Origin of the sequence: Pseudomonas sp. BN505, assembly GCF_029873175.1 — a bacterium.
In the GTDB taxonomy this organism is placed as follows: domain Bacteria; phylum Pseudomonadota; class Gammaproteobacteria; order Pseudomonadales; family Pseudomonadaceae; genus Aquipseudomonas; species Aquipseudomonas putida.
Genome location: NZ_SSOI01000012.1, coordinates 96,772 through 121,123, shown reverse-complemented (window position 1 = coordinate 121,123; position 24,352 = coordinate 96,772). Strand labels below are relative to the sequence as shown.

The following is a 24,352-nucleotide window of genomic DNA, read 5'->3' as shown; positions in this document are numbered from 1 at the left end:
GAACGTGGCACTAAGCTGGTCGGCCGGTGATGCATTCCACTGAGGCAACGCTGTTGGGATAAGAGCGCGCACGGATCCTGGTCTGGGCCAGTCGCTGCTCCCACTCAGGGAACAGTTCATTGGCCAGTGCCCGCATGACATCGGCCGCGCAGCGACTGCGCGATCGAGGGGCGGCTTTCGACTCGACCCGATGCACCGGCAGTCCCAATGACGCGGCATTGAGGTACGCGACGCGATCGGGAATCACCGTGTTGCAGACGCTGACATGCGGGTCGGCGGCAAAGGTGTTGCGCAGGCTCTGCATGATCAGGCAGGTGTCCCGCCGATTGGCGTTCACCTGATTGAGCAGCAGTTTCACCGGGGGCAAGTCCACGCCAAGGTAGCGGTAGGGTTCCAGCTCTTCGAACAGGCCGAGCGTGCCGCGGCGCAGTTCGCGTGCCGCGAGCATTTCCGGTGGCAACGGGCATAGCGCACAATCGGAGGCGAGGATGGCCATTTCCACCACCACGCTGCGCGCGCCCTGGGTGTCGACGATCAGCACATCGTACTGATCGGCAAATGCGGGTAGCAGGTTGCGCAGGCGCAGTCGGCCATCGGGCGCGTGCAGCAGTACGGTGCCCAGGTGGCCCGCGCGGTCGTTGGAAACGATCAGTTCAAGCCGCGGGATAGCGGTGACGGAAATGATCTGCTCGGCAACCGTGAGCCGCTGCGAGATCAGTTCGTAGCTGCCCGCTTCACGTGACTCGCACAGGGCGTAGTAGCTGGACAACGTCGGTTGACTGTCCAGGTCGAGCAGCAGCACCTGCAAGCCGGCGTCGGCAAGTAGGCCGCCGAGGTTGGCGGCAACCGTGGTCTTGCCGGCGCCGCCCTTGGTCGAGATCAGCGAAAGGACTTTCATGGCACTACTCCCGAACAGACAGGCGATCCTGAACCCACTGCTCGATCTCCAGCGAGTCCCAACCGACCGCACGGGTGCCGATGCGCCGGCATTGCGGGAATAGTCCGGCCTTCATCAGGTTGTAGATGTGTGAGCGTTTGAAGCCGGTTTTTTGTTCCACCTCATCGCGGCGCATGATGTGGCGATCGGCGGAAGCTGGGGCAGGGCTGGCAGGTTGCATTCTGTCACTCCTTAGCGCCATGTGGCGCGCAGTGGGATGTGACAGTCAGTGAAGGCCCGTTGGTTTAGAAAATCATTGCCAGGCAATGGCGGTCATTGCCTGGCAATTCGATGTTCTGCCTCTACCGCCTGGGCTAACAGACGGCGAGCCTGTGCAAATTTCCGATCAAGGGTGCGTTTGCTCAACCCAGCAATACCGGGGAACAGCGTAGTGATGGCATCGACTACCGCAGTCTGGGTCTTGTAGATTGATCGCGGTTGGCCGCTTTTCGACTTTTCCAGCATGATCGCGAGCAGGGCCCCAATAATCGTGTGGTGCACCTTGGTGGATGCCTCGGATGCAGGCCCAGCCGCCTCGAATTGTGATGCCAATTCGTGCTCTTGCTTTTTATAGGCAGCCATCTCTTCGACGAGCGAATCAAAAGCCTGATGCATTTTTTCGTATTCGCGCGCGTAGAAGTCTCGCTCGGCTTGCACAGCCAAAAAAACGCTGAGATTCACGCACTCAAGGTGGTCGGTGTTCTTGGGAAATAGAAACGCGGGCTTATCTTCAGGGTGGTTCAGCGCAAACCACGTCCGTAGATCCGGCCGACGAATAGACCAATACACGCGTTCGGAGGGGTTGTTAGGCGTAATCGGACCTCCTAAGAAGGTTGCCGGTAGCTCACCGCAGGCTACAGCCTCGTATATTTGTTCTACATGAAAGTGAAGGTCGGGCCACTGTGGAAAATGCTTTAATAGCTCACCGGAATGAGCAATCTCGACCTGCAATATCTCCGCTGTGTGGTTGGCGAGGTCGCACCAAAGGATGGCGGCATCGATAGGGTGATAGCAGCTCCTAACTGAGTCCATAGCTAACAGCCTCCTGCTGAAAATCCTCCTGACCACTGACAGGGGTGACGGCTGTCATCCTCGCAGATTTCAATATGCTCCTTTGGATCCAATGTTGATGACCTGAGGTTTTTTAATTGGTTCGGCTTGTTGATTGTGTTCACGACGGGTTTCGACGCGGTTAGCCAGCCTCATCTCTCGCAGAAGCAGGGATGGGAGGCGGGTAATTTGGTGCTTGCATACTGGGCGCCCCTGAACGGAGGGAAACACGACCCCGTATACGCCCAAATATGCGTTTCAGGCGTTTGTATAAGCGCGCTTAACCAAGTCGTCCGGCATACGATCCGCCAAGCTGTAGTCCAGTACATGACGCGCCTGAGTGCTGAGTACGATTGCCAGATACAGCCATCCCTTCTTGGTGGCGATGTACGTAATTTCACTGATCCAAGTGAGCGTAGTGGTGGCTATTGGTCGTACAGGGTTTGAAACCGCCTTTGCATTTACCTTGTTTGTGCTCCTCATACATGTGCCTGCTTGCGTAGAGCTTCGACTAATCGCGGTCGGCCCTAGGTGTTTCGGCTGGCCGCTTTGCGCAAATCAACGCGGATCTGAGCATCGCGATCTGGGCGCCCCTGGCGATGCTGATAGTCGTCGAAACCTGACACTTAAACTGGGCCTGCCCGGTGACAACGTTCGCGAGGACTTGCTTGTCGCCAAGGGAGAGATGGTAGGCTCATCGGCTACCGGTGTGCCTCGCGACCAGTCAATTCAATGCCCTAGAGAAAAAAGTCTTCTACCAATTTCACCCAGCACGCAGAGCCCAGGCTGATCAGTTCATCATTGAAGTCATAGTGCGGGTTGTGTACCGAGCAGCCATGAAATTCGCCTTCACCGTTGCCGAGCATGAATTAGCACCCCGGCACTTCGGTGAGCATCCACGCGAAATCCTCGGTGCCCATTACCTTGCGACCGCGGGTATTCACCTTCCCGTCCTTGAATAGCGGCGTTAGGCTCTTTTGCACGAAGGCTGTTTCGTTGGCATGGTTGATCAGTGCGGGCGCCAGCGGGGTAAAAGACAATTCGATCTTAACGTTGAACAGCACCTCGTGGCCTTGGACAATCTCCATGAAGCGTTGATTAATCTTGTCCTGGGTCTGTGGGGTGTCGGTGCGTACGCTGACCAGCATCGATGCTTCATCGGGGATGATGTTATACACGCTGCCGGCCTGGATCATGCCGATGCTGAGGACTGCGAATTCCTCCGGCGCCAGGTTGCGCGACTTGATAGTCTGGATGGCGTTGATCAAGCTCGCCACCACCGGCACCGGGTCGATCGAAAGCTCTGGCATGGCGCCGTGGCCGCCCTTGCCGGTGATGTTGATACTGACCCGCTCGGAAGACGCCATCACCGGCCCCGGCTCGATCACCACCGTGCCCACCGGGTAGCCCGGCATGTTGTGCAGGGCGAACACCGCATCGCAGGGGAAGCGGCTGAACAACCCGTCGTCGATCATCGCCTTAGCCCCGCACAGGCCTTCTTCGTCAGGCTGGAAAATCAGGTTCACGGTGCCGTCGAAGATGCTGGCAGTGGCCAGGCGGTAGGCTGCCGCCAGCAGGATCGCGGTGTGCCCGTCATGGCCGCAGGCGTGCATGCGGTTGGGGATGGTGCTGGCATGGGCGAAGCGGTTTTTCTCCTGCATGGGCAGGGCGTCCATGTCGGCACGCAGGCCGATGCGGCGCGGGCCATCGCCTTTTTTCAGCACGCCGACCACACCATGGCCACCGATGCCGCGGTGCACCTGGTAGCCCCATTGTTCCAGCAACGAGCCAACCAGCTCGGCGGTGGCTGGCGTTTCCAGGCCCAGTTCCGGTGCTGCGTGGATCTGGTGGCGAATGGCAATGAAGCGCTCTGCGTCGAATTCAGTGGCTTGAGTAGTCATGGGTCAGTCTCGTCCAGTGTTTTCAGGGAGTAGTTTCAGGCACACCAGGCTTACCGCGCCCCCGGCCAGCAGGTAGAAGGCCGGGGCGGTGGGGTCGTTCAAGGTGGCGGTCAGCCAGGCGGCGATCAGCGGGGAGAAACCGCCGAACAGGGTCACCCCGACGCTGTAGCTCAGCGACATGCCCAGGCCGCGCTGCGACTTGGCGAAGGATTCCATGATCATCGCCAGGAACGCACCGCAGCCAACGCAGCCCGGCAATACCAGCAGGGCGACGATCAGCATGGCGCTGTACAGGTTGGTGGTGTGCGACAGCAGGTACAGCGCCGGCCAGCCGGCGAGCACCGGCAGGCTGATGGTCCATACCAGCAGCTTCTTGCGCAGCCGATGCCGGTCGGCATAACGCGCGGCGATCGGCGAGATCAACGCCAGGCACGCGCTGGCAACGCAAGCGATGGCCAGGGCGCTGCGTTGCGGGTAGTGCAGGGTGGTGATCAGGTAGGAGGGCATGTAGAAGATGAACAGGTACATGCCGATGGTGCCGCTCGCCAGAAGCCCGGTGGACAGGATGATCGAACGCAGGTCGAAGCCCTCGCGCCAGTGCTGCCTGGCCTGCGGGCTGGCCTCGAAGGTTTCCGGCACGCAGCGGCGGATGTACCAGCCCACCGGGCCGATCAGCAGCCCGAGCATGAACGGCAGGCGCCAGCCCCAGCTTTCCAGGTCTTCGCTGCTCAGCACGCTGGAAAGCAGCAAGCCGACGCTGGCGCCCAGCAGCGCCGCGTAACCCTGGCTTGCAGACTGCCAGCTGACATTGCGGCAGCGTTGGGCGGTGGCGCTCGACTCCATCATCATCACCGAGGCAGTACCGATTTCGCCGCCGGCAGAAAAGCCTTGGATCAAGCGCCCCGCCACCAGCATCAAGGTGCCGAATACGCCCATCTGCTGGTAGGTGGGGGCAAAGGCGATCAACGCCGTGCCGATGGTCATCAGCAAGATGGTCAGGGTCAGGGCCGCCTTGCGCCCCTTGCGGTCGGCCATGCGGCCGATGATGAAGGCGCCGACCGGGCGCATCAGGAAGCCTGCGCCGAACGCGGTGAGCGACATCAGCAACGAGGCGATGGGCGACTGCGCGGGGAAAAAGTGCTTGGCGATGATCACAGCGAAGAAGCTGTAGATGGTGAAGTCGTACATCTCCAAGGCGTTGCCCAGGGCACAGGCCACGGTGGCTCTGCGTGAAGCGCCGGTGGAACGATCAGGGCTGGACACCGCGACCGCCAGTGGGGTGTCCGTATGCAAGGTGCTCATGACTGCCTCCCGAAACATTTGCGTGGTCGCAAGCACTATCGAGCAAGGGAGAGGGGGAATCACTTGCCTGTTGAGTAGGCAATTAACCAGCAGGCATGGCCTTTGTGCGCTGGCCTGCACATTGCGCTTCATCGCAGTGCAGGCGGGGCGCAATACAGGCTGCGATGCACCAAAGGGTCGCTTGTCGTTGGCCCTTGCAGGGCGATGGCCCGGCTCGCTGCGGCCTTTTGGCAGCATCTGGCAGGCCAAGGCATACGTTATCGAGCGCAGGGCATAACGACTGGGCATAACCTCGGCACAAGGGTAATTTCCGCTGCATTTTATTTTGCGAAACGCTGAAGCCACCTGATCGCAAGCTCTAGGAGCTTTGGCATGAGCAAGTCCCCTGTGTGCACTGCAACACTGGCAGCCCTGGTAGTCGGCGTAGGTTTGCCGGCAACCGGTCTTGCCGAAGGGTTTCCGGCTATCGGCCGGGTGGCCTCGGGTTTTGGCTACTACAACGTCGACAAGGGCTTCGATGACAAACTCAAGGTCTACGGGACGCTGGACGCATTCGTGAACTACCAGGACTCCGACCACCACTCAGGTTACCGGCTAGCCGGTGGCGGCGCCTGGACCAACAAGGTAGGAGTGTACATGCGCAAGGCCGTGGATGCCGACACGGTGCTGGAGCTGGACGTGGAGGAAGGCTTCAACCTCAACCGCGATACCCTCGGCGAGCACTGGAAGCAGGTTGGCACCCTGCGCCTGGCGGTGGCGGCGCTGCGCACCCGCGAGTACGGCAAGCTTGAATTCGGCAAGACCTACGGCATGGGGCCGCCAACCTTCGCCGACCCGTTCCTGGCGGTATATGGCTCACCCTACACCTACCTCACCGCACCGCCTGCGGGCAAAGGCGCCTACTACCTGGACCTGCGGCCAAAGCACACCCTGGCCTACACCACGCCCAAGTTCGCCGGGGTAAGCCTTGGCAGTGCGCTGAGCTTTGGCTTCGACGATGCCGCCAGCAGCGGCCGCACGCTGCGCGGCAAAGGCGTGAGCGTGCAGTACGCCGATGCCAGGTGGATAGTGCTGGCGTCGTACAACGATTACCTGAGCGACCCGTGGAACGACAACGGCAACCCGCGCCAGACCCACAACTACCTCAAGGCGGCTTCGCTGTTTCACGACTTCGGGCCGCTGGCCACAAGCCTCAGCTGGCAGCGCCAGGATGTCGACTACCCCGGCACCCCCAGCATGACAGCGTGGTCGGTAGGCGTGTCGGCGCCTGTCGGCAAGGCCGATGTGGCTCGCTTGTCACTGGTCAAGCGCGAAATAGATGCCGGCGACAAGGATGCGTTCGGCGTCATGCTTGGCTATGACCATTTCCTGCGCCCCAACTGGGCTGTCTATGGCCGTTTGGCGTTCATCCGCAACCGGCCCGACGCGTCAGTCACTTATGCGGGTATTCGCGTTAATGAGCCGGGTGATGACCCTCAGAACGTGTCGATCGGCATGTATTACCACTTCTAGTCCACGCGCTCAGGCTGGGCCTGCATCGCCAATTTGTTCTTGAGGTTCAGAAACAGATCCTTGGCTGGTGAGGTCAGGGCGTACCGGTCAACACAAACCAGGTAAATGGGGTAGTCCGGAACGATCTCATCAAGGTTGACGCAAACCAGGCCCTGCATGGCTCCCATCGTGCTACTCGAAGTGGCGACCTTGCTCAATGTCATGAAGGCATCGGCGCTTTTGATCAAATTCATTGCCAAGAGTATGGCTGTACATTCGGTCACCTTCAGCGGCGCGTGGATGTCGTTGAACTCGAACATCTGGAAAAACTGCGAGGAACGGTCGTCAACTTCATCCAGGCTGATCCAGTGAGAGTGTTGCAGCTGGCGCAGCGACCGCGCATGGCGCAAGGGATTGCTGGAACTGCACACCACCGCGCCCTCTATGCGTTGGACCGCTTCCCAGTCGAGGTTCAAGCGTTGAGTGTTCTGTTGCGAGGTCAAAGCGAAGTCGAGGTTGCCGTCGCGCAGCCGTTGCAGAATCACGCTGGGTCGTTGCTCGATCACCTTGAGCCGTACCCGCGGATTCTTGATACGAAAGTCGTTAAGGCATTGCTCGAAGCCCGGCAGCATGGCCGTCAGCGAAGTCACGCCGATGGCCACCTCGCCCACGGCGACATCATGGATGTTGTCGACCTCGACCTGCAGTCGTCGCATGCTCTCGATCATCATTTGCGCATGGCGGATCACCCGGCGCCCTTCCTCGGTCAGTGACATCCCTTTATAGGAGCGCTGCAGCAAGGTCAGGCCCAATTCATGCTCCAGTTCCTTGATCGAGCGACTCAGAGCAGGTTGGGTCACGTGCAAAACCTGGGAGGCTTCGTTGATGCTACCGCATTGACTGATGGCGACCAGTGCTTTGATTTGATGCAGTTTCAAGGGGGGAGCTCTCATGGAGGATTCAGGTTTTACCCGAAGCAAGATATTGGCCAGAGTGCATCGACGGCGGCCACCAGTAAGTTTCTACTGGTCCTGAGTGAAAGTTCTAGGCGATCAAACGTCTTGCTTGAGTCCTCTCAATTCTGCTTAAGGATTTTTGATGTCATGCAACGAAATGCCACTGCTTGCAATGCAGTTAACGATGCCGTGCGCCAGGAAGCTCTGCAGCGCGCAACTGATCGGCCGCTGACGCCTACGCACTGGTCGGGAGTAACCTGGCTGCCGATAGGCGTGCTCAAGGTGGTGAGGCAGCGGGGCAATGGCAGTTGCGGTTTAGCGGCGCAAACGGTAACAGCCGCCGGCGCAACTGGTAATCCGCTGATCCGTCGGATTATCTTTTCTCTCACGCTCCTCACCTTGGGAGGCTGCGATTCAAAGCAGCAACTGGAAAAGCAGGTACGCCATGCGGTTTTGAGTAACCCGAAGGTTCTTCACACCGATACCGTGGAATTGCAAAGCCTCGGCCGCTCACAGGACGGGCGCTACACCTGCGGCCGTATCCGGTTTGACGCTGAGGGTGGCAGAACTGCTTATAGCCCATTTTTCTTCGACCCCCGACGCAGGGAGTTGATCATCGCTCATGACAGAGCCAGTCTGCACCGCTATCTGCGCCGTTGTGCAACCATTCAGATCGCTCAGTAAGCTGATCTCAAGGTGGGAGGCGCCTGCCCATCAGGCTGCCCGAATCTTCGGTATTGATGGCGGCTGATCGTGCCAGAGCTGACCGCTCATCCAAATTTTTTTGCTGAAAGCTTACCGAAAGCTCGTTGTGGAAACCTGTTGTTACATCCTCGAAGCCTTCCGAGGATGCTGCCCACGCGCAGCCTAATCCAATTACAAGAGTGGCTTCCATGAACAAGCAAACTACCGAGGTCGGGGTTGAACAGTCGACCATGCGCAAGATGGGGATTCGCCTGATTCCCTTCTTAGTCCTGTGTTACTTCATTGCCTACATTGACCGAGTCAACATTGGCTTTGCTGCCCTGACCATGAATCAAGATCTTGGACTCACTGCCAGCGTCTTTGGGTTCGGCGCCACACTGTTTTTTGTCGCCTACGTCCTCTGCGAAATGCCCAGCAACATGGCCATGGAGCGTTTCGGGGCGCGCCGCTGGATCGCCCGGATCATGATCACCTGGGGCATCGTCGGATTTTGTTCGGCTTTTGCCGTCGGCCCCATTTCCTATTCGGTATCGCGATTTTTACTCGGGGCTGCTGAGGCAGGCTTCTTCCCTGGCGTGATCCTCTACCTCTCCCAGTGCATCCCTAAAGCGTACATGGCACGTGTAGTGGCAATCTTCATGGTGGCCATTCCGCTGTCCAACTTCATTGGCTCGCCGCTGTCGGCCGTGTTGCTGAAAATGGACGGGATTGCCGACTTCGCGGGTTGGCAATGGCTGTTGATGCTGGAGGCTCTGCCGGCAATTCTGTTGGGCCTGCTGGCCTTGAAGGTATTGCCCAATCGTCCCAGCGAAGCGAAATGGTTGACACCCGCCGAGCAAGCGTGGCTCAGCCAGCAACTGTCGGCGGAACGTGCTGCGCGAGGCAGCGGCGCTCAAGAGCCCGCGCACACGGTGAGTGGTATGCTAAAAGCGGTGCTCACCAACAAGTACATCTGGGTGTTGTCGATCATCTACATGGGCAGTTCTGCAACCAGCAACACGCTGTCGCTGTGGATGCCGCAGATTCTCAAATCGTTCCACCTGTCCAACATGCAGACCGGTCTGCTGAACATGATCCCGTTCGGTATCGCGGCAGCGTTCATGATCTTCTGGGGCATGCAGGCCGACAAAAGCGGCGAACGCATCAAAGCCACGGCCCTGCCACTGGCAATCACAGCGCTGAGCTTCGCCGCAACTTTGTTCACCGACTCCCTGAGCGTCACTTTGGTATTGCTGACCATGGTGTTGATGGGCAACTACGCCATTAAGGGACCGTTCTGGGCCCTGTGCTCTGAAACTCTGCCGCCAGCGGTGCTGGCCACGGGCATTGCGGCAATTAACACCTTTGCTCACCTGGGCACAGGGGCTATGAGCTCGGTCATCGGCGTGCTGCGCGATCAGACCGGTAGCTTCCCTATGGCATTGCTTCCACTGTGCGCCTTGACAGCAACTGGATCATTGTTGGTATTCATCATTGGGAAGAAGAATCGGCGCGTCGTGGCGACCTCTCGTTTTAGCAGTTGAGGGATTACCCTACGTCGTGAAGTCTAGTGGTGGCAGGGGTGAACTGCTTCGCTCGATATACGCCAACCTTCGTAAGCTTTCTGCCGCAGAAGCGGGGCCCTGCAAGCAACGGCTTGTGCCCTGCTTATGCAATGCTACGTAAGGGGGCAAGTTGGAAATTTCGGAACTATTTGCTGAAGCTCACCAGGGGCGGAAGCAGCTGGTTACGACCGAACGCTATCGACTCATAGCTGCCGCTTCTCGGGACCAGCTCGCTATCACAGCCGCACAGAGCATGGCATTATCAGAAAATAGTTGATTTAACTGCACGGGCAGCTCTACGCTCCGGCAGTTTTATTCAGGTACATCCTCTTCAGACAACTGGTGAAGCTGATTAACAATGCAAGGGTACTATTGCAGTTGCACTCGACGGATGGCTGTATTGATATGGAGTTGCGACGCAAAATTATCGTGTGTGCAGTAATGCCGCTAACTATAAGCAGGGGCTAGCGGCATAGTTGATATTTGGAGAGCACGAAAGCCAAGTGGTATCCGGTGAATACGCTACTCAGTTCTTCGCTGGGATCACGCCGATCATGTTGTTCTTAGCAGTGCTTAGCCAAAGTTCCCTCCCAACCTCGATTGCACCAGTGCCGACGCTCAAGCCGTTATACACTCCGGAGGGCAGCAATGGCTGAACCTTCATCGATTTTGGGTCAAGAACGCTTATTTGTGATTTTATATTTGGGCAGGTTTCTACCGCTGAGCCTAGACATTTGAATATTTCGGTAACGGAGCCGGGCTGCCCGCCGATGTAAATAGATTGGCTGTCCGGTGCCCACCGAATGTTGTCAGGGTGGAAATCAGTTTTTACCGTTTTGGCAATGTAGCTATTGCCGCTATGTTCGAGACGAAGAATGCTATTGTCAGCCCACAAGTTGATAAATTGAGTTTTACCATCTCGTGTGGACAATAGCCCGTTCGGTCCAGACAGACCTTGGATATTCTTGACCTCAGTGTACCCCGCGGCAGCAGTCCAATGGTAAAGGACTCCGCTTGGCCTATCCGCCGCTAAAATGCTAACTCTTTTAGGATCGGTGGGGTTCCATAAGCTTGTGGCGTAGAACTCGTTGCTGTTTACCCCGGCGACGGCATCTAAGTAAGCAGTTTTGGGTGCTATCGCACAGCCAATCCAAGTGAGAGAAGGCTTTCCTTCTGCATTTTGTGAGACTGCAAAAGCTTCTACGCTTTCCCTGCCGCCATGATTGACTACAAGCAAACGATTTTGTTCAGGGTAGTAATCGAGCCCGTGGGTCGACATCTTCTTGAAGTCAGGTGCCCCTGGGCACATCGGAAAGGCGTTCTTGTCCGGTGCGGAAGCAATGGATGGCAGCAAGTCCTCAAATGATCGGTTCTTGGCGTTGAATAGGTAAAGATGGGTGGGGTTGCTCGCTCCCGAATAGCTAGTGCCTATTACCCAGCTCTTGTTAATAGCAATCAAGTCCTCGACGTTGCTGACGCCCTTGATTGGTTGCAATTGTGACGGATCGAAGGTTTGCGCTGATGCCACATTGGCCAAAATAGACGTGCCTAGTGACACTGCTAAAAGTTTATAAGTAAGAGCTTTCGACATATAGGGGCACCTCAGTCATCGTGTTTTTTAGGAGCGCGACTATAATGGTGATGTTGGGTCGCCAGGTCGGCGATGCTTAGAGCTTCTACCGATCTCCTTTCACTTAGATTAAAATTAGCACTATGATTTGGCAACGGTGATTTTGATGAAGAGCGAATTCAATTCTAGTGAATTTAAAGATTTTGATCTCAATTTGCTACTAATATTGTCTCTATTGGTTCAACAAAGAAGCGTTCAGAAAGTTGCTAAAATCATGAAGGTGGGGTCGCCAGCTATCAGTATGGCATTACGCAGGCTACGTTCCGCCTTTGGAGATCCACTACTTGTAAGGAGCCGTACAGAGATGCTCCCTACGCCAAGGGCTGTTTCAATCGCGACCATGGTCGATCCATTTTTGAAGGCCTTGCACAGCCAATTGACAAGTCGTGATGAGTTCGACCTTAAATCCATTCAGCGTACTGTCAGAATTGCAATGGCTGATGATTTAGAGGTGGTGCTTTTTCCCGCACTTCTAGAGGTCTGTCTGCGGCTCGCGCCAAAAATTACCTTGTTGGTATTGGACAGTAATTATGAAACAGCTGATGAGGCAATTCAGTCACTGCGAGCAGATATTGTACTGACGGCAGTTCGGTGTGATCAACTGGTCGAAGCACCGCACAAAGTACTCTATAAAGAGCGCTTTGTAAGCCTGTATGACCCTCAGTCAGTTTGTGCGCCAATTGATTTGAGGACATTTATTACTACCCCTCAGGTCCAAGTCTCTCCCCAAGGGCGGATGAATGGAATGCTCGACTCGCACTTGCAGGAGATGGAAGTTTCGCGGAGATTGGTAGGGTCGGTGACGCGTTTCAGTACGGTTCCATCTGTTCTTCAACAAGTGCCGGTTCTGTGTAATGTGCCAAAAAGGACTGGCGGAAGGCTTGCAAAAATGTTTTTTTTGGAAACTTCTGATCTACCCTTCGAGTCTCCAGAGTTTAATATAGTCCTTGCATGGCATCCTGCGTTGAATGATGATCCTTTGACAGAGTGGTTTGCTGAGAATGTGGTCCGATTACTGGATGAGTTGAGTTGATTGGTTGGGCGGATAAGAGAGTTTTTACGCCATTTTAGTGTGAGCTTAATGTTGTCGATGTGGTCGAAGGAGCAGGTGTGTTGGTCCACATCTCCTATCAACGGGATTTCTGCGGCTCTTGCATTTCTAGTGAAGCAGAGGCTGAAGTTGAGCGCCGTAATTCGGCATTGATCGAGAGCGCTAAAAATTGCAACTGTATACTCTCCATATTGTACGCGCTCCAAAACTATTTGACGGATTCTTGATTTCTAAAGATTAGGTCAGGAGCACGATACTATGAGATAGGTGAGTCGCGGTATCTGAAATTATATTAATGCATTTCTGTGCTAGTAACGATGTTATTCCCGTCGATGATAGACTACCTGGGCCGAGAGCAAAGTGATTGCGCTTGAAATATTTCGATCTCAAGCCACCTTAGGAGTTGGCGGTAAACTTGTGGCTATTCCGAAAGCGCTTTTAGAAAAACTTTCATCTTTTCTGAATCCTTTCGATGTCTGAGGTAAGCTACGAAAACTTCATAATCAATAAATTCAAGACTTGGTAATGCATTTACCAATGCTCCTGTTCGCAGGTCTTGTTCGACAAGGTAGAGGGGTAAAACTGCTAAGCCAGCACCCTCTAGCGTCAGTGTCCGAAGGGCGGTCGAGTCGCTTGCAGTTATTTTTGGCGTGATCTGAATCGTTACTTTTTTACTTTTCCATATGGCTGTAAAGCTGGTTAATGGCGCATAAGTGCACTGCGCCAAGCAAGAATGTTTTTGCAGATCGGTCAGGTCGCTTAATTGGTCACTTTGCTCCAAATAAGCCGGTGAAGCGCATAGAGCTAGTGTGAAGCTGGCGATCTTATCGTACTTAATCCCTGATTGAGCAGGTGTGGCCAAGCGGATGGCCGCATCATATTCTCCATCTAGGAGATCAACATACCTATCAGACAAATTCACTTCAAAGCGTAGGCCAGGATACTGGGTGGATAGGCATGCGATTCGAGGGAGAACGAATTTTCTGCCAAATGACGTTGGCATTGTCACGCGAAGAACACCTTCCGCTTTCAACATCCCGCTTTGCAAGCGGGCATCGGCTGAGCTAAGTCTGGCCATGACATCGCGCAAGTCAGCTGCGTAGCTCAGTCCTGCGTCAGTTAAAGCTACCTTGCGTGTGGTTCTGAGTATGAGTTGATGGCCAAGGCGGGCTTCCAAATTTGAGATGCGTCGACTTACCGTTGATTGAGCAACGCCAAGCTCTCGCGCAGCCCTTACGAAGCTGCTGCACTCAGCCACAGCGAGGAACGCTTCGACGTCTGCCAGTGAGGTTTTATTCATCGACTTTACGCATAAGTGATATCGCCTGATGCTTATTCTAATCCGAAAATCGCAAGGATAGGATGCTGAGTGACTTTTGTGAGGATTTGATATGTCACCGGTTGCTCAAACAGTGAAAAACCGACATTCGACCAGGGCGTTCCTCTCGCGAGGTGTCGACGAATCGGTATTGCGTGAGGTCATCGAGGCGGCAAGATACGCGCCTTCAAGCGGTAATTTACAGCCTTGGAGGCTGTATGTGCTCACTGGCCACGATCTCGCCCAGCTCAAAGAGCAAGCAGCTATAACCCTATCTGCGAATCCGCGTGGCGAGGGCATGGGTTACTCCATTTACCCAGGAAGCTTAAAACCTGAATACCAGTCACGCCGTGGAAAATGCGCAGAAGACCTCTACGCGACAATCAATGTGACCCGGGATGATCGGGAAGGGCGAGCCAAGCAGTTTGCTCGCAATTTCACTTTTTTTGACGCCCCCGTCGGAATGATTTTGGCCATTGACCGAAGCATGGGACGCGCACAGTGGGCAGACCTGGGAATGTATTTGCAAACCCTTATGTTGCTTGCCCAAGAGCGCGGCCTAGCCACCTGTGCACAGGCTTGTTGGACCTTGGTCCATGAGACTGTGCAACGCCAGTTGAAGTTACCCGATGAGCTTATGGTCTTCTGCGGCGTTGCCGTTGGATACGCGGACACTTCACATGCCATAAACGCGCTGCGAACGGATCGCGAACCTCTCGACGCATTAGCCGAATTCAGGGGCTTCGCCTGAGGCCAACGACACCTACTGTGACATGAATGGAGGCTCTAATGAAGCGAGTTGAAAGCCATGATCTTGATTCGATTTCCAATTACAAAATGGTTGATGCACCAGACCCCGTGCCTTCAGCAGGTGAAGTCCTAATCAGGGTCGCTAGCTGCGGAATAGGGTATGTGGATGCGCTGGAGTCTCTCGGCAAATACCAGGTGAGGCCACCGTTACCGCATGTGCCTGGCCAAGAAATTAGCGGTGTGGTGACAGTACTGGGTGATGGAGTAAGTGGGTTGGAAGTTGGCGAAAGGGTGATCACCCAGGTCCACGGCGGTTTCGCTGAGCTTACGATTGCTTCTGCCGCAGCGGTCAGCAAGATTCCGTTTGGCATGAGTTTCGAACAAGCTGCTGGTTTCAAAATTAACTATCTCACGGCCCTTCATGCCCTGCGGGATCGCGGTAAATTGAGGCCTGATGAAACGGTGCTGGTATTAGGCGCAGCAGGTGGGGTTGGGTCAGCAGCAATTCAGGTCGCGAAATGCTTGGGGGCGAAAGTTATTGCAGCAGCTTCTACGGCTGAAAAGCGGGCTTTTGCACAACAGGTCGGAGCAGATCACGTCATCGATTCCACGTCACAGAGATTCAGAGAGGAGGTCAAAGAACTCTGTAACGAGGGAGGCCCTAATGTCGTGTTTGACCCGGTCTGCGGTCCGCTTTTTGAGCAAGCGTTCCGATCGTTGGCCTGGGGGGGACGGCACCTTGTTGTGGGCTTTGCTGGCGGACCAATTCCGGCGCTTCGAGCAAACCTCCCACTATTGAAGGGCGCTTCGTTAGTGGGTGTCGATGTTCGTCAGTTTGCAATTTTCGAGCATCAGAAAAGCCAAGATCATCTCCAACAGCTACTAGCCTGGGTATCGGAGGGTAAGCTCCTTCCACCGATCGGGAAGGTTTTCTGTTTCCAGGAATTTTCCGCAGCGCTTGAGTACGCCATGAGTGGGAAAGGACTCGGAAAAACTGTAATTAAAATTTCGGTTACTTGAATACAGAATATTAAGGGGCGCAGGCGAACGCCCCTTTTTACTCACCACGGCTATGACTGGATCGTAGTGCCGCTAAGCAGGCCTAAGGGGAATCAGTCACGCTTCACATTCCAGCGATCCATTGCTTGCGCTAAGGACATCGTATGCGGTGATTTGGGAATACTGGGTGCAGTGCGTGAAAACCGCGGTGCCGGCGCCGGCTGAATCACATTCTCTACAGTAATAAATGTCTCACGAGCCCGATTGTGTTCGTGTAATGGTGCTTCATCCCAATCGAGCACTGGAGCCACGCAAGCGTCCGTTCCTTCAAGCAGCTGGCACCATTCTTCACGAGTACGCGATGCAATGATGCCGCTCAGAGCCTGCTTTTGAGTTGCCCAGCAGGCTTGGTTCAACTGCTCATCGAACAAACTACCTTCAAGACCGCAACGATCACGAAGCTCTTGGTAGAATTTTTGTTCGATCGCACCTAATGCGATGAATCGGCCATCGGCACAGCGGTAAGTGTCGTAAAATGGCGCCGCACCGTCTAGGAGATTGCTGCTTCTCTCGCTAGTCCACTGTCCCTGTGCCTTTAGGCCGTATATGAACGATGAGAGAAGGGTCGTTCCATCGCTCATTGCGGCATCAATCACTTGGCCAATCCCAGAACTCTTGACCTCATGCAATGCCGCCAACAACCCCACGAGCAGTAGCATGCCACCTCCACCGAAATCACCGACGAAGTTGATCGGAGGCGGGGGCGTCTCATCTTTGCGCCCTATGCTATTAAGTGCACCGGTGATAGCTATGTAATTAATGTCATGACCGGCCGAGTGGGCTAGAGGCCCGAATTGACCCCATCCAGTCATGCGTCCATAAATTAGCTTTGCGTTTCGTTCATGGCACTCGGCCGGGCCCAAGCCGTTTTTTTCCATCACACCGGGCCTGAAGCCTTCTATAAGAATATCGGCGTGTTCGATTAGGTTTAGCACCGATGCCTGGCCATCGGGTGTCGAGATATCTACCTCTACAGTGGGGCGGTTGCGACTCAATACATCGCGGTGATCCACTGTGGTGCCGGGTCGTACGAGGCGAATTACCTCTGCACCGAGATCAGCAAGGACCATGGCGCAAAACGGCGCTGGCCCGATTCCCGACATCTCCACAACTTTTATTCCTTGTAATGGCCCCATGGCTCCTCCGAATCAATGCTGTTATCCCAGAATCGAGCGGGCTATGATTTCTTTCATGATCTCCGAGCTACCCGCGAAAATCCTAGACACCCGAGCGTCTAGGAATCGCTGACAGATTTCGTACTCTTTCATGTACCCTGCACCTCCATGTAGCTGTACACCGCTGTCCATGACCCTGGACTCCAGTTCGCTCGTGATTAGCTTAGCTTTTGCCGCGGACTGAACAGACAGTTCGCCTTCGTTGTGAAGCTCTACGCAGCGATCGACATAGACTTGAGCTACTTCTAAGTCGGCTGCCATTTCAGCGAGCGTGAAGCGAGTGTTTTGGAAGTCAGCGATCTTTTTTCCGAAAGCTTTTCTCTCACTTACGTAGTTACGTGTGAGATCAAAGCCGCACTGAGCATTAGCCAAAGAGCCGACTGCGGAGATAAGTCGCTCCTCGACCAGAGAGTTTTTTAGATATTGAAGGCCCAGCGCACTATTGCCTAGAACATTTTCCTTTGGTACGCGAACATTATTGAAAAATAATTCTGCGGTGTCCTGCGCATGGACCCCCATCTTCTCCAGCCGCCGCCCTCGCTCGAATCCCGGCATGCCGCGCTCAACCAGGAACAGACCAATTTGACGGGGATTCTCTGGATTGGTCTTGGCGGCGACAACTACCACATCACTATTGATGCCATTGGAAATATAGGTTTTGGCTCCGTTGATAACCCAATGGTCCGCTTGTTCTTGGGCGCGGGTTTTCATTCCGGCGAGGTCGCTTCCTGCGTCAGGTTCAGTCATGGCGATAGCGAGGATGGTGTCCCCAGCGGCGCACCTTGGAAGGAAACGTTCCTGCTGCCCTGCATCGCCAAAATGCTGAATGTAGGGCGCCACGAGACGGCTATGAAGGGTGTGGTAGAAACCCACCTCACCGAAGCGATTGTCTTCCTCGATCATGATTTGCTGGTATCGAAAATCCCAAAGGCCAAGGCCCCCATGTTCTTCTTTGGCCCAAACTAATAAAAATCCCAATTCGCCCATTTTTTTAAACATTTCCCGGGGGACGATTCCAGCGTCCCGCCAGGCTTGTTTCTTCGGTTGGACCTCTTTCTGCAAAAAAGTCCGATAGGCATCACGGAAAATGTGGTGTTCAGTGCTGAAACCTATACGCCGCATACACGCTCCTTAATAAGCAGGCTTCCATCGAGCCCCTATAACTGAACTCACCAGAGCTTCCATGTGTAAAGTATGTTTACGCGCAAGTCATTGTTGTCACGGAAGGAAGCTGCTTGCGTGAAGTTGTTTCTGTACCAAGAGTGTCGAACCTTAAACCCTAGTCCCTGAAGTGGGCCTGACTGGATGACATAGGTTACTTGCGCCTGGCTCTCACGCTCGTATAAACCGCTGCCTCCCATGCGCTCCGGAAGCTCAATGTTGTCTCCGCGCATATGCCATATCATGGCAGTGAGCCCAGGGACACCTACTGCGGTAAAATTGTAGTCATAACGAATCTGCCAAGTGCGTTCTTTTGCGTTGAGGAAATCAGTGGAAATAGCACCTTCAACGGTCGGTGATGGCTCGCTACGCCCCATATATGGTTGCGCAGTATCTCCAAATAATCCCATGTAACCAGTGCTAAAAGTATGGCCGCCGAGAGAGTAGCGAAAAACCACGCCATAGTTGTCGTTGTCGACCTTCCCTGCGTTGGCGGCTCCATCCTCAGCGGATTTCACCCAGCGAAAATCTGTTTTTAGTTTGCCTGGGCCCAGCTCAAAATCATGTACCAACCAAAGGTAGTCTTGACGGTAGATGTCATTTAACGTCGCATGATAGTAGCTTGCGGTGAGATTAGGTGCGACGTTGTACTTGGCGCCTACGTAGGTGAATCCGCTGGAGTCGACATCCAAAAAACGCCCGTTCTGAGCGGTTACACGTATGTTTTCGTAGTTACTTGAATCTCGAAATTTGATTCGATCCAGATAGCCGCCCATCAAGGTTAGATTCTCAAAATCTTCGGACTGGAACGTTGTGCCTTGAAAAGTCTGGGGAAGTAGTCTTCCAGGACTTGAAAATGCTACTGGCAAGGTCAGCACCATACGCCCATAGTTGAGCTTAGATTTTTCATAGCGCATTTTTGCGACCCCACCGAGACTGCTGAAGTCGTCCTCAGCCCGCCCTTTGGAGTCAAGAGGCAATAATTGAGTCCCGGATCGGTCAGGTGACGAGTCCAGCTTGATCCCGGTCATGCTACTGAGGTCCAGGCCAAATCCAAGAGGGCCTTCCGTGAAGCCAGACTTTAAGTCGAGCGTAATGCCTTGCGCCCATTCGCGAAGCTCACGTTTGAGAGCTGGGTTATCAGTGTCTTTGAAGCTACGATCCATGTAGTAGTTATGGAACAACACGCTGGCAGAGCTATCAGAGAAGAAAGTGTTTTCTGCTTGTGCAGCAAAGGAAAAAGGCAGCGTAGTGAGCAACACCGCCGCTGAGCGAAAACTCATGCGAATACTCCATTAATTATTTTTGTGCGGAGTCATGGCCTTCGAAAAGGCCATGCAGATGGAGCAGGAATTAGTCTTTCTGGATACTCATCATTCGAGCGAAGCTACGGCGAGATAAAAGGAAGCCCAGTATCGCTGTTGGGCCGATAATAGCTGCCATTAGGGCAAGCGCGGAGGCGATGGCGTTTGGCCCTGTAAATACTCGGTCTGCCAGGAATCCACTGAGTAGTGGGCCAACGGTATAACCGAATAAATTGATAACCAGAAGATTGACCGCGACAGTACGAGCCCTTAAGCGAGACGGGCTGATCATTTGCATGCCCAGGCAGGTCAAGACCGAGATAGTTGGAAGGAACATCATGCAGATCGAGAACGCAGCAACCAACAGCCAGTATTGTCCCATCAGCAGGCCAAATATTATCGTTGGTGCCGGAATGGCAACAGAGAGCAAGAGAATAAGGACGATCCCATCTTGTCGGCCTGCTTTCTGAAGCCTATTGGCCAACCAAGGTAAGAACAGAGTGCCGAACACCGAGAAAGGAAGTCCCACCGAGCCGAATACGAAGCTTGCATTGGATGCGGTCAGATCATGAAGGCGAATTAGCAGCGTTGGAGCCCAAGATACTACACCCAAGGTAAGCGATGAGATCATCCCTGTGGCGATGAAAAATGGGATGAACATAGTTTTGTGATTGCGAAGGAACGGTAGCAAAGCATCAACACCTGTTCCTTGCGCTTCCTGTGTGGGTTGAGATGTCACTCGCTCGGGCTCGCGTACAGTTAGAGCGAAGAGAGCAACCATGAGGAAGCCTGGAATACTCACAGCCAGTAGAGTAAAACGCCAAGGTTCCATTGCGGTTATGAGTGTCTGAGTTCCAGCATATTGGTAAACGGCGCCGCCGATTAAAAATGCACCGGTAGCCATCATGTTGCCAGTTGCCATGTATAAGCTGGTTGGGAGCGCTCGCTCCTTACGCACAAACATATCGCCGATCAACGAAAGGGCAGCAGGTGTGAGTACCGCCTCACCGATTGCGACGCCTGCCCGGCAAATGATCAAGGTGGAGAAGTCGATGGTGAATGCCGATGCTGCTGTCATCGACGACCAGAGCAGCACCCCGCCAATGACGATTCGGGTACGGTTTCCCTTGTCGATCAGATACGCCACCGGGACTCCCGCAAGGGCATAGAGAATTGCGAAGCCTGCTCCTAAAAGTAGCCCCATTTGAGTATTCGAAAGGCCTAGGCTCTGAGTCACTGGCTGAGCTACGGCAGAGAGGATGAACCGGTCAATGATCGATATGGCATAGAAAAGCATTAGGCACCCGACGGCGAGCCAGCGCCCAGGGTGAATCTTGCTTTCAAGGTACGTTAAAGATGTGATCTGCTCGTTCATTGCGTAAACCCTGTAATTATTTTTGTCGGATCTGCTAAGTGGCCGAATCGCTCTGGACTTGGCGGGCGATGAGATAGCAATTGCTCTGAGACGCGGATCTCCTATGTGGCCCGTAGGCAGCACATAGCGAGGGCGTTGTGGAGCAGTCTATGTAGAACGGGGACTAGGAAAATCGTCTCAAAAGACGATTTTCCTATCGGTGTCACGGAACCAAGCCGAGTCGCCGAGCGACCGCCAAGGCTTGATTACGGCTGCTGGTTTCGAGTTTGGCGTTGATGTTGCGAAGGTGAGTGCGCACAGTGCTGTTCGATACATGAAGGCGATCTGCCAAATCGAGGTTAGAGCAGCCTTCTGTTAGCAGGGTCAGCACGACAATTTCTTTGCGCGTCAGCGGTTCGGCGAGTGGTGAGGTGTGAGCGTGTACAGGTTCGGCTAAGCTGGTTGGTCCGAACTCAACGAGCAATCCGCGCAGATAATCCGAAAGCAGGGGATTGCAAGATCTGCGACTCTCATACGCGGCCTTAAACTCGACAATCACCTGAGCTAGCAATGGCCCCTCATCCAGGACCGTACGGACGTATCCTTCGCTAGCGGCGAACTCCAGTGCATTCTCAAGCTCCTTGTACGCTGAGAGTGTATGGTCGCATCGGTGCAAGGCCAGTGCTCGCAGGAGCTGCAAAACCAGTGCACGCTGGCGTCTCCCTGAGGAATAGGCGTCTGCCAAGTCATCATTAAGTTGCTTCATTGCGGCTTGAGGGTCTCCAAAGTGGATCTCCCACCTCAGCCTTGCCATGCGTAAATAATGACTGTCGTGAGCAAGCAATCGTTGGCGGCACTCTCTAGCCCATATCGCAGGATCGTCAGCCCTTGCTAGCTCATCTCTGGAGGCTTCCTTCCTGCCTTGCATGAGCAGGATTTTTGCTCGTTCCAGTTGTGCAGCCGCCACGGCCCGTGGGAGCTTTCGACTATGACCAAGGTATTCGAGGTCGGTCAGCGCCTGGAGTGCGGTATCGAGGTCGCGCTCGATCACTGCCGATCTGGCTTTGAGTAAGTAGATAATGACTAGGTGATCTGGGATGCTTACTTCTCGTGCTAGCGGCAGATAAACGTTGAGAAGATGCTTGGTTTTTACCAACTCGTTGGCCTCGTAGGCCGTCGCTGTGTAAAGCACTCCAGCCCAGGCATTACCATGCGTGTGCTTGTTACTGGTTGCGCGCGAAGCATCAACTGCTAGTCGAAAGCGTGCCGAAGCGTGGCGCAGGCGGCCATGCAGAAGATCAATTAGGCCTTCAGTAGTCTCCGAGTACATCCGATTGAAAGGACTTTCTCCGCCATGTAGGCGGCGCGCTGCATCAAGCATCCGCTGCGCGTCCCTAGCATCGCCAATGATCAATGTCTGGTGAGCAATCGCATTCAGCAGCGTGGCACTGGCAAAATTGTACCCAGGTTCCATACGTTCAAGCGCGAGCTGCCCGGCGCTTAACGCCTGTTCGCAGTGATCTTGCATCCCAAGCAGTGTGGGGTAGAGCGCTGCACCATGATTGCGTACCTTGGGATCCGGGCTGTTTCGCCAATCTATTCGATTCAGCTGTTCGTGGGCGAGATGGGCTCCTTCAGTTAAAGCTGTAGCCCAAATCGAGATCATGCAGAGCATAGGATGAGCGGCCAGCAAATCTTCGGGAATCGCTATGAACCACCTTCGAAGCTGTCGTAGTCGACCTTGCTCAAGCAAGGATTCGCTATGGTCCTCAAGCAGTCGTATCGCATGGTTAAAAGCACGTCCGAGCACTGCGTGGTCTATCGCGAGCACCACCTGTGTCTGCGACTCGAACCATCGAGATGCAGCAAGGTGCAATGAGTCGCGCTGGCCGGGCAGATCAGCGTTGAGCTGTTCCCGCAAGAATTCCGCAAAAAGACCATGAAACCGCCAATGACCTGGCTCCGACTCAACAGCCATAACCAAGCCCTGTGAGTCCAGGTGTTCGATCATTTCTTGGCTATCGACGCCCTCGTTCAATGCTGTGCACAAAGCGGCGTTGAATGATCGGACCACACTGAGACGTAGAAGGAGCCTACGTAGTGCTGCCGGTTGATCCGCCAGCACTACCTCGCTCAAATACTGAGCAACCGTTCCGGTGGAGCCGGAATACTGCGAAATGAAGTCGATCCTTGATGCAGTGCGTTTGAGAGCGATTGAGGCAAGCCACAGAGCCGCAGCCCAGCCCTCGGTTTTTTTGTACAGATGCTCTAGCTGTTGAGGTGGGATACTGCCGATTGATAGTTGAGCATTGAATATCGCTTTGCTTTCGTCGAAATCAAACCTAAGTTCATTGATGCCGACTTCGGTCAGTCGCCCGCTGACCCGCAGGCGGGATAATCCCACAGTGGTCTTGAGGCGGGTTGCTGCTATGAGGTAGGCCTGTTGCGGCAGTCGATGCGCGATTTCATAGATCAACTCCAGTACGGAGGATTCATGAATATTTTCCAGATCGTCTAAAAACAATGCAAAGGGAGCATTGTTCTTGGCGATGCAGGTCGTCGCGTCACAATCCAGTTCCGCGATGCCCAGATGCTTCAAGAGCTTTTCCAATCGACTCAAAAATGTAGGTGGGTCATTGTCGGTAGCTCTTAATGTCAACCAAGCCGTAGTCATGCCTTTGCCAGAAAATAGCTCAAAGGCTTGTGCCATGGCCGTGGACTTTCCAAAGCCAGCCGGAGCGCTGAGGATCGTCAGCGTTCCATTCGCTCGCGCAATGAGTGACAACACATTTGCGCGGGGGACTTGTACTGGGGAGAGGGCTGGCACTGCAAAGCTCGGATCTGAATCTGCGACTACGTTTAGCATGATGCACAGCCTCCTACCTTTGTCTCGACACTTGCCCTCATGGCGCTAACAACGCGGCGCGAAGCCATTGGTGAGTAGATCGACCATCTTTGCGGCGACTTCCTCTCTCGATTGCTTGCCCTCTGGCGAAAACCACCGTGCTGGCCAATTGAGAGCACCTGCCAACGTGAACGCTAGGAGCTTGGAGTCGCAGGGGGCTATCGATTTGTCCTCAATTGATTCTTCGATAAGCGCGCGCATGGCTTGGTCTATTTCCGCTTTCAGCGCCCGGAATTTCGCTCGGCCGTCTTCTGATAGCGCCTCGTCACCAGTACGAATCACACAGCGTCCGAAATCATCCATGTTGATCTCTGCGTAGCGTCTCAAGAAGCTCCTCAGCCGATCTATTCCAGTTCCAGGTACCTGGCGTGCGGATTCCGCAGCCTCGATCAGTTGTTCCAGTCCATGCACAACACATTGGAGCAGAACCTGTTCCTTGTTCCCAAGGTAGTGATAGATCGTCGGTTTGGAGATGCCCAGGCTTGTCGCCACGTCTTCAAGCAAGGTCGCGTGAAACCCCCGCTCATTGAAAATACGCACGGCAGCGCGCAATACAGCCTGGCGCTTTGCCTCACGTTCGTTCTGCTTCTGTTCCGCCGTTTGGAAAGGGGAAATTTCAGTCACGTTCGTCTTTCCCTTCAGTTAGTAATCGCTGGTCTGGTGCATGCCCCGCGCATGATAAGCCTCTTCTTCTCAGCAGCAAGACAAGGCGGCGCTTCGAGATTTTTCATCATTCCTCACCTTGACAGCGGGGCAGTT

The 24,352-nt window shown here is 54.5% G+C and carries 19 protein-coding genes and 1 pseudogene; 6 read left to right on the top strand and 14 right to left on the bottom strand.

The genetic code is table 11. From position 1 onward, the window contains the following. Window positions 1-10: 10 nt before the first annotated feature. The 5 genes and pseudogenes from E8E78_RS00770 to E8E78_RS00750 all read right to left on the bottom strand — a co-directional run bounded on the left by E8E78_RS00770 (window position 11) and on the right by E8E78_RS00750 (window position 5,190). Window positions 11-898, bottom strand: a complete 888-nt coding sequence (locus E8E78_RS00770; RefSeq protein ID WP_280337073.1) for a ParA family protein — start codon at window positions 896-898, stop codon at window positions 11-13. Window positions 899-902: 4 nt separating this feature from the next. Beyond that, window positions 903-1,118 (bottom strand): AlpA family transcriptional regulator, encoded by a 216-nt coding sequence (locus E8E78_RS00765; RefSeq protein WP_010799440.1) that lies wholly within the window; start codon window positions 1,116-1,118, stop codon window positions 903-905. Between the two features lie 92 nt (window positions 1,119-1,210). Further along, window positions 1,211-1,969: a hypothetical protein gene (locus E8E78_RS00760; RefSeq protein WP_280337072.1), complete on the bottom strand. Its 759-nt coding sequence runs from the start codon at window positions 1,967-1,969 to the stop codon at window positions 1,211-1,213. Between the two features lie 755 nt (window positions 1,970-2,724). Then, window positions 2,725-3,888: pseudogene (locus E8E78_RS00755) on the bottom strand (M20 aminoacylase family protein). 3 nt (window positions 3,889-3,891) lie between these two features. Then, window positions 3,892-5,190 (bottom strand): MFS transporter, encoded by a 1,299-nt coding sequence (locus tag E8E78_RS00750; protein WP_280311636.1) that lies wholly within the window; start codon window positions 5,188-5,190, stop codon window positions 3,892-3,894. 372 nt (window positions 5,191-5,562) lie between these two features. Between E8E78_RS00750 and E8E78_RS00745 the strand changes: the two genes are divergently transcribed. Next, entirely contained in the window at window positions 5,563-6,702 is a 1,140-nt protein-coding gene (locus E8E78_RS00745; RefSeq protein WP_280311635.1) for a porin, read from the top strand. On the opposite strand, the gene E8E78_RS00740 is transcribed toward E8E78_RS00745, so the two are convergent. Continuing rightward, window positions 6,699-7,634 (bottom strand): LysR family transcriptional regulator, encoded by a 936-nt coding sequence (locus E8E78_RS00740; RefSeq protein WP_280311642.1) that lies wholly within the window; start codon window positions 7,632-7,634, stop codon window positions 6,699-6,701. The genes E8E78_RS00745 and E8E78_RS00740 overlap by 4 nt on opposite strands. 150 nt (window positions 7,635-7,784) lie before the next feature. Here E8E78_RS00740 and E8E78_RS00735 point away from each other — a divergent pair, with 150 nt between their 5' ends. Then, window positions 7,785-8,321, top strand: a complete 537-nt coding sequence (locus tag E8E78_RS00735) for a hypothetical protein (RefSeq protein WP_280337071.1) — start codon at window positions 7,785-7,787, stop codon at window positions 8,319-8,321. A 209-nt stretch (window positions 8,322-8,530) separates the two neighbouring features. Next, window positions 8,531-9,865 (top strand): MFS transporter, encoded by a 1,335-nt coding sequence (locus E8E78_RS00730; protein ID WP_280311634.1) that lies wholly within the window; start codon window positions 8,531-8,533, stop codon window positions 9,863-9,865. 547 nt (window positions 9,866-10,412) lie between these two features. On the opposite strand, the gene E8E78_RS00725 is transcribed toward E8E78_RS00730, so the two are convergent. Further along, the gene (locus E8E78_RS00725; RefSeq protein WP_280311633.1) at window positions 10,413-11,477 is read right to left on the bottom strand and encodes a hypothetical protein; all 1,065 of its coding nucleotides are present in this window, start codon (window positions 11,475-11,477) and stop codon (window positions 10,413-10,415) included. A 145-nt stretch (window positions 11,478-11,622) separates the two neighbouring features. Here E8E78_RS00725 and E8E78_RS00720 point away from each other — a divergent pair, with 145 nt between their 5' ends. Continuing rightward, on the top strand, window positions 11,623-12,549 hold the full coding sequence (locus E8E78_RS00720) for a LysR family transcriptional regulator (protein ID WP_280311632.1): 927 nt from the start codon (window positions 11,623-11,625) through the stop codon (window positions 12,547-12,549). A 439-nt stretch (window positions 12,550-12,988) separates the two neighbouring features. Here the strand turns inward: E8E78_RS00720 and E8E78_RS00715 are convergent, their stop codons facing one another. Continuing rightward, entirely contained in the window at window positions 12,989-13,867 is an 879-nt protein-coding gene (locus E8E78_RS00715) for a LysR family transcriptional regulator (protein WP_280311631.1), read from the bottom strand. A gap of 91 nt (window positions 13,868-13,958) precedes the next feature. On the opposite strand from E8E78_RS00715, the gene E8E78_RS00710 reads away from it, so the two are divergent. Together E8E78_RS00710 and E8E78_RS00705 are read left to right on the top strand one after the other, a co-directional pair. Continuing rightward, complete coding sequence (locus tag E8E78_RS00710) at window positions 13,959-14,636, top strand: nitroreductase (protein WP_280311630.1); 678 nt, start codon at window positions 13,959-13,961, stop codon at window positions 14,634-14,636. A 38-nt stretch (window positions 14,637-14,674) separates the two neighbouring features. Next, window positions 14,675-15,655 (top strand): NADPH:quinone oxidoreductase family protein, encoded by a 981-nt coding sequence (locus E8E78_RS00705; protein ID WP_280311629.1) that lies wholly within the window; start codon window positions 14,675-14,677, stop codon window positions 15,653-15,655. A 92-nt stretch (window positions 15,656-15,747) separates the two neighbouring features. Here E8E78_RS00705 and E8E78_RS00700 read toward each other — a convergent pair whose 3' ends face one another. The 6 genes from E8E78_RS00700 to E8E78_RS00675 all read right to left on the bottom strand — a co-directional run bounded on the left by E8E78_RS00700 (window position 15,748) and on the right by E8E78_RS00675 (window position 24,217). After that, window positions 15,748-16,830, bottom strand: coding sequence for a CaiB/BaiF CoA-transferase family protein (locus E8E78_RS00700; RefSeq protein ID WP_280311628.1), 1,083 nt, complete (start codon window positions 16,828-16,830; stop codon window positions 15,748-15,750). 21 nt (window positions 16,831-16,851) lie between these two features. Next, entirely contained in the window at window positions 16,852-17,991 is a 1,140-nt protein-coding gene (locus tag E8E78_RS00695; RefSeq protein WP_280311627.1) for an acyl-CoA dehydrogenase family protein, read from the bottom strand. A 47-nt stretch (window positions 17,992-18,038) separates the two neighbouring features. Next, window positions 18,039-19,313, bottom strand: a complete 1,275-nt coding sequence (locus tag E8E78_RS00690; protein WP_280311626.1) for an OprD family porin — start codon at window positions 19,311-19,313, stop codon at window positions 18,039-18,041. A 70-nt stretch (window positions 19,314-19,383) separates the two neighbouring features. Next, on the bottom strand, window positions 19,384-20,709 hold the full coding sequence (locus E8E78_RS00685; protein ID WP_280311625.1) for an MFS transporter: 1,326 nt from the start codon (window positions 20,707-20,709) through the stop codon (window positions 19,384-19,386). A gap of 202 nt (window positions 20,710-20,911) precedes the next feature. Beyond that, a complete protein-coding gene (locus tag E8E78_RS00680) occupies window positions 20,912-23,554 on the bottom strand; it encodes a LuxR C-terminal-related transcriptional regulator (RefSeq protein WP_280311624.1) in 2,643 nt (880 codons plus the stop codon). Between the two features lie 45 nt (window positions 23,555-23,599). Continuing rightward, the gene (locus tag E8E78_RS00675; RefSeq protein ID WP_280311623.1) at window positions 23,600-24,217 is read right to left on the bottom strand and encodes a TetR/AcrR family transcriptional regulator; all 618 of its coding nucleotides are present in this window, start codon (window positions 24,215-24,217) and stop codon (window positions 23,600-23,602) included. Window positions 24,218-24,352 lie beyond the last annotated feature (135 nt).